Annotated in this window: 4 protein-coding genes; 2 read left to right on the top strand and 2 right to left on the bottom strand. The window is 70.2% G+C overall.

The annotated features are described in order from the left end of the window. Positions 1 to 25 precede the first annotated feature (25 nt). On the bottom strand, positions 26 to 895 hold the full coding sequence (locus ACWEFB_RS26195) for a hypothetical protein (protein ID WP_452289493.1): 870 nt from the start codon (positions 893 to 895) through the stop codon (positions 26 to 28). 79 nt (positions 896 to 974) lie between these two features. Here ACWEFB_RS26195 and ACWEFB_RS26190 point away from each other — a divergent pair, with 79 nt between their 5' ends. Together ACWEFB_RS26190 and ACWEFB_RS26185 are read left to right on the top strand one after the other, a co-directional pair. Further along, the gene (locus ACWEFB_RS26190; protein WP_452289508.1) at positions 975 to 2,150 is read left to right on the top strand and encodes a DNA recombination protein RmuC; all 1,176 of its coding nucleotides are present in this window, start codon (positions 975 to 977) and stop codon (positions 2,148 to 2,150) included. Positions 2,151 to 2,305: 155 nt separating this feature from the next. Next, positions 2,306 to 5,563, top strand: a complete 3,258-nt coding sequence (locus tag ACWEFB_RS26185; protein ID WP_452289491.1) for a S8 family serine peptidase — start codon at positions 2,306 to 2,308, stop codon at positions 5,561 to 5,563. Between the two features lie 71 nt (positions 5,564 to 5,634). Here ACWEFB_RS26185 and ACWEFB_RS26180 read toward each other — a convergent pair whose 3' ends face one another. After that, the gene (locus tag ACWEFB_RS26180) at positions 5,635 to 6,084 is read right to left on the bottom strand and encodes a hypothetical protein (RefSeq protein WP_452289489.1); all 450 of its coding nucleotides are present in this window, start codon (positions 6,082 to 6,084) and stop codon (positions 5,635 to 5,637) included. Positions 6,085 to 6,095 lie beyond the last annotated feature (11 nt).

Below are 6,095 nucleotides of genomic sequence, written 5' to 3'. Positions count from 1 at the left end.
GGTGGGGGTGGGGGTGGGGGTGGGGTTAGAAGTCGCCGCCGCCGAAGTCGCCGCCGCCCCAGTCGCCGCCGCCGGACCAGTCGGAGGAGTCGGGGGCGCCGAAGCCGGAGTCGGCGGAGTAGTCGGTGGCGGCGTAGTCGCCGCTGCCGTCGTAGCCGGCATCGGTGTAGCCGTCGTCGCCCGCACCGCCGTCGCCGCCCGCGCCGTCGCCGCCCGCGCCGGGGTCGCCAGCGTCGCCGGAGTCGGCGCCGTCGGTGAAGCCCTCCTGGTAACCGGCGTCGTAGCCGTACCCGGGGTCGGCGAACGCGGGCGAGAAGAGCGCGTCGGCGATCAGCATCCCGCCGAGTACACCCGCCCCGGCCGCCAGGCCGGTCTTCCACCAGGGCGTCGAGTACCACCCCGACGGCACCGGCCGGCCCTGGTAGCGACCACCGGGGTAGTAGTAGGGAGTGCCGGCGCCCGGCTGCGGACCGGCCCGGAAGGTCTGCCCCTGTACGTTGACCTCGCGCTCGCGGGTGAGCGTTCCGGCACCCCGCGCTGCGGCCAGCGGCGGCAGCTCGGGACCGGGGTCGAGACCGAGCGCGATCCGGGCCGCCCGGACGTACGCCAGGCCCTCCAGCGAGGTCTCCCGGGCCAGCTCGTACTGCTTCAGGCTGCGGGCCTGCTCCAACTGACCGCCGGCCGCGTTGTAACGCTCCCCGGCGTCGCTGAGCGCCTGCCGTACCGCCTGCTCGTCGCCCCGCAGCCCCAGCACCTGCCCACCCAGGCGCTCGTACCAGCGCAGCGCGTCTGCCCGCGCGTCGGCCAGCTCGCGCGCCTGTCGGGCGCCTGTCTCCCGACGCCACCAGGTGACGCCGCCGACCAGCAGAACCAGCAGAACCAAGACCCATACCATGCGTACGACGGTAGCGCCGTCCGCCAACCCGCCCGCCTTCCCGGCGATCCAGGTCACACCGGTGTCGTACGCGTTTGGCATGCTCACCACCGTGGGACTGTCGGCGGTGCTCCTGGTGATCGTCTGTCTCGGCGCCGGTGGAGCGCTGGGCTGGCTCGCCGCCCGTGCCCGCTCGGCGGCCGACATCGCCCGACTGGACGCCACCCTCAGCGCGACCCGCGACGGCGAGGCCCGCCTGGAGCAGTCGATGCGGGCGCTCTCCTACGAGGCGACCGCGCAGTCCCAGGAGGCGGTGGCCCGCGCGGTGGCACCGCTGCACGAGACGCTGCGCCGCTACGAGTCCCAGGTGAACGAGCTGGAGCGCGACCGGGTCGACGCGTACGCCGAGCTGCGCGAGCAGGTCCGCTCGATGGGCGCGGTCTCCGGCGAGCTGCGTACGGAGACCAAGCAGTTGGTGGCGGCGCTGCGGGCCCCCCAGGTCCGGGGCAGGTGGGGCGAGCACCAGTTGCGCCGGATCGTCGAGGCGGCCGGGCTGCTGGAGCACTGCGACTTCGCCGAGCAGGTCACCTCGACCGTCGAGGACCGGGTGGTCCGCCCCGACCTGGTGGTCCGGCTGCACGGTGGCCGGTCGGTGGTGGTCGACGCGAAGGCACCGTTCGAGGCGTACCTGACCGCGATGGAGGCGCGCGACGAACGTGGGCGCGACGCCCACCTGGACAACCACGCCCGGCATCTCCGTGCGCACGTGGACGCCCTGTCGGCCAAGGCGTACTGGTCGGCGTTCGCGCAGACGCCGGAGTTCGTGGTGCTGTTCGTGCCGGCCGACCCGTTCCTGGACGTCGCGTTGCAGCGCGATCCGACGCTGCTGGAGCACGCCTTCACCCGCAACATCGTGCTTGCCACACCGGCGACCCTGGTCGCTCTGCTCCGTACGGTGGCCTATGCCTGGCGGCAGGAGGCGCTCGCCCGCAACGCGGTGGCGGTGCACACCCTGGCCAGGGAACTCTACGGTCGACTGTCCACTCTGGGTGAACACGTGACCAAGCTCGGCAGCTCGCTCGGTGGGGCGGTGACCGCTTACAACCGTGCGGTCGGATCGCTGGAGTCACGGGTGCTGGTCAGTGCGCGCAAGCTGGCCGACCTCGGGGTGTCCGGCGAGGAGTTGCCGGCACCGGCACAGGTCGAGCTGACCACGCGCCAGCTACAGGCGCCGGAGCTGACCGATAACGCCCAGCACGAAACTCACACAGAGTAGCGGAATAGTAACATATGAATATTCGAATACCGTTCGATCAATATCACGGGCTGGTCACAACGATCTCAGGACTAGTGACAGGATCCGAGCCGACGCGAAGGATGCGCTCACACGTGCCCTGTTTCTAAGGGCCCTGTTCTCTGGAGGAAGAGAACGTGAGTAAACCCCGCACCTGGAGTCGGCGTACCTCCGCCGGTCTCCTCGCGTCAGTCGTGGCGGCGGGCGCCATGACACTGACGGGTGGTGTCACCACCGCCAGCGCCAACCCGTCGACCGAAGCCGACGTTCTCAAGGGGACCCCCACGGACACGTTGGGTTCCCATGACCTCGAACTGCTCGCCAAGGCCGAGGCCAACCGCGAGAAGGACGTCACGGTCATCGTGGCGACGGACAAGGGTGAGGCCAACGATGTCGCGGCGGAGCTGAAGAAGCTCGGCGGCATCGTCGGCAAGCAGGTGGACGGCGTCGGCTACGTCCGTGCCCGCGTCCCCACCAGTGCCGTACTCAAGGCAGCCAAGCTGCCCGGGGTCGCCGCACTGGACCTGAACGAGACCATCCAGCTTCCGAAGCCCGAGCCGGTGAAGGCGGGCGTCAAGGCCGCGGTCACGGCGAGCGGGCCGAACGCGGACACCCCCGCGGTCAACCCGTACATGCCGACCAGCGAGACCGGCGCGGTCGCCTTCAAGCAGGCGCACCCCGAGTGGGACGGCCGCGGGGTGACCATCGGCATCATGGACTCCGGCGTCGACCTGGACAACCCGGCGCTGCAGACCACCACCACCGGCGAGCGCAAGATCGTCGACTGGTTCACCGCGACCGACCCGCTGTTCGACTCGGACGGCACCTGGCGCGCGATGCTGACCGACGTGGTCGGCCCGGCCTTCAACTACGGCGGGACCAGCTGGACCGCGCCGGCCGGCACCTACAAGATCAACCGGTTCTCGGAGAACATCACCGCGGCCAGCTCCCCCGGCGGTGACGTCAACCGTGACGGCGACACCACCGACGCGTTCGGCGTGCTCTACGACCCGGTGAGCCACGACATCCGGGTCGACGCCAACCAGAACCGCGACTTCAACGACGACGCGGTCATGCGCCCCTACGGCGAGCGGTACGACATCGGTCACTTCGGTACCGACAACCCCGCCACCGCCGTGCGTGACCAGATCCCGTTCGTGGTCGAGTACCGCGAGGACGTCGACGTGACCCCCGCCGGCCTGCCCGGTGTCGCCGACTTCGTGAACATCGGCATCATCGAGGACGAGCACGGCTCGCACGTCGCCGGCATCACCGCAGCCAACGACATGCTGGGCAACGCCAACTTCGACGGCGCCGCCCCCGGCGCCAAGCTGGTCTCCGCCCGCGCCTGCTCCTGGGGCGGTGGCTGCACCGCCGCCGCGCTCACCGACGGCATGGTCGAACTGGTCGTCAACCGTGGCGTCGACGTGGTCAACATGTCGATCGGCGGCCTGCCGACGCTGAACGACGGCAACAACGCCCGGGCTGAGCTCTACAACCGGCTCATCCAGGACTACGGCGTGCAGATGTTCATCTCGGCCGGCAACGACGGCCCGGGCGTGAACACCCTCGGCGACCCGTCTACCGCGACCGACGTGGTCAGCGTGGCCGCCGGCATCAGCCAGGAGACCTACCTGGCGAACTACGGCTCGGAGACCCGCACGCCGTACCAGTTGTTCAACTTCTCCTCGCGTGGACCGCGTGAGGACGGCGCGTTCAAGCCGAGCATCACCGCACCGGGGTCGGCCCTGTCGACCACGCCGGTGTGGCAGCCGGGCATCCCGGTGGCCGAGGCCGGCTACCAGCTCCCCCCGGGCATCCAGATGATCAACGGCACCTCGATGTCCTCGCCGCAGGCCACCGGCGCCGCCGCACTGCTGCTCTCGGCGGCCAAGGCCACCGGCAAGGACGCCTCCCCGGTCAAGCTCCGCAAGGCGATCTACTCCTCCGCCACGTGGATCGACGGCGTCAGCGCGCAGGGCCAGGGCAACGGCAAGTTCAACGTGCCGGGTGCCTGGGACCTGCTCGCCACCGGCTTCGACGTCCGAGGCTACGAGGCGAGCGCTCCGGTCTGCACCCCGCTCTCCGACTTCCTGGCCACCCCGGACAAGGGCGTCGGGATCTACAACCGGTGTGCGGTGACCGAGGGCGGCCAGCGGCCGAACACGGCGAAGAACTACACCGTCAAGGTCACCCGTACCACCGGGGCCAAGAAGGACATCAAGCACACGGTCAAGTGGGTCGGCAACGACGGCACCTTCCGTAACGCGCCGAAGAACCTGATCCTCCCGCTGAACAAGACCGTGACCTTCACGATCGAGGCGCGGCCCGGGTACGGGACGCACAGCGCGATCATGCAGGTGGACGACCCGGCGACCCCGATCGTCGACTTCGCCTTCCTCAACACGGTCGTCGTCTCCAACGTGCCGGCGAAGCCGAACTTCGACTTCACCACCAGCGGCACGGTGGACCGGAACAACTTCAAGAGCTACTTCGTCACCGTTCCCGAGGGCGCGGCGGCGTTGCAGGTCAACCTCTCCGGGGTGGCCGGCGGCTCGCAGACCCGGTTCATCGCGAACAACCCGTACGGCGTTCCGGTCGAGAGCACCTCGAGCCTGAACTGCTACACCAACTTCTCGGACCCGGCGGTGTGCAAGCCGGACGAGCGGTCGTACCTGAACCCGGTTCCGGGTATCTGGGAGATCGAGGTGGAGTCCCGCCGTACGTCTCCGCTGCTGGAGAACCCGTTCGCGCTGCAGGCCCGGATCCAGGGTGTCGCGGTGCAGCCGGCCGTGGTCGAACTGCCCAGCGTCACCGCCGGTCAGCCGACCCCGGTCACCTGGTCGCTGAGCAACACCTACGGCCCGGTCACCGTGGTCGGCCAGGGCGGTTCGCTCGGTAGCGCCCAGTCGGAGCGTCCGACCATCGGCAACCACGAGGTGCAGACCTTCGAGGTGACGGTGCCGGCCGGCGCCACCCGGCTCGACGTCCGGATCGGCAACACCAGCGACCCGGGCGCCGACCTGGACCTGTTCGTCTACCGCAACGGCACCCTCGTCGGCCAGGCCGCCGATGGTGACTCCGAGGAAGCGGTGTCGGTGGTCAACCCGCCCGCGGGCGTCTACACGGTCGAGATCGACGGGTACGCCGTACCCGCCGGGACCACCGCGTACGACTACCGGGACGTGTTCTACTCGGCCGCGCTCGGCAACGTCTCGGCGTCCAGCACGTCGGTGACTCTGCCGAAGACCGGCGCGACCGCCAGCATCACCGGCTCGGTCACCGCCCTGAGCGCACCGGCCGCCGGCCGTCAGCTCTTCGGTGAGCTGCAGGTCGTGACCAACGAGGGCGCGGTCGTCGGCCGCGGCAACGTGTCGATCGGCTCGGTCAACTAACCGGTACCACCGCAACAAAACGTAGAGCCCGTCCCCGGCAGGGGGCGGGCTCTACGCGTACGGGCTGTCGCTCAGGCCGGCTTGACGCTCTCCACCATGAACGGGGTGCCCTGCTGGCAGGTGGTCATCATGCCCGGCCGGACCTGGCCGGTCACCGTGACCCGAGCGCCGCTGCGAAGCTGGTCGCGCGGGCCGCCGAGCAGCAGGTGACCGTCGAGCAGCAGGCAGTTGGGCTCCACCCCCGGGGTGATCACTCCGGTCAGGGTCAACGCACCGGCGGAGGCGGGTGCGCCGGGCGACTTGGTCGGCGTGGGACCTGCGGGGTTGGATCGGGTCGGGCTGGCCGGCGCGGTCGAGTTGGCCGGCGGCAGTGGCGGTTCCGCGTTGGGGTCACTGGGCTTCACGGATGACAACGACGGTCCTCCTGACGGGTTGACCGAGGGGGCGTTCCCGGACTCCCCGCAGGCGCCGAGTGCCAGGCAGGCGGCCACCGCGGCAAATCCGATCCGGATCGACTTCATGGGGGATGGGA

This window comes from Micromonospora sp. NPDC004704, from assembly GCF_053601675.1.
This window is presented reverse-complemented; position numbering and strand designations above follow the sequence as displayed.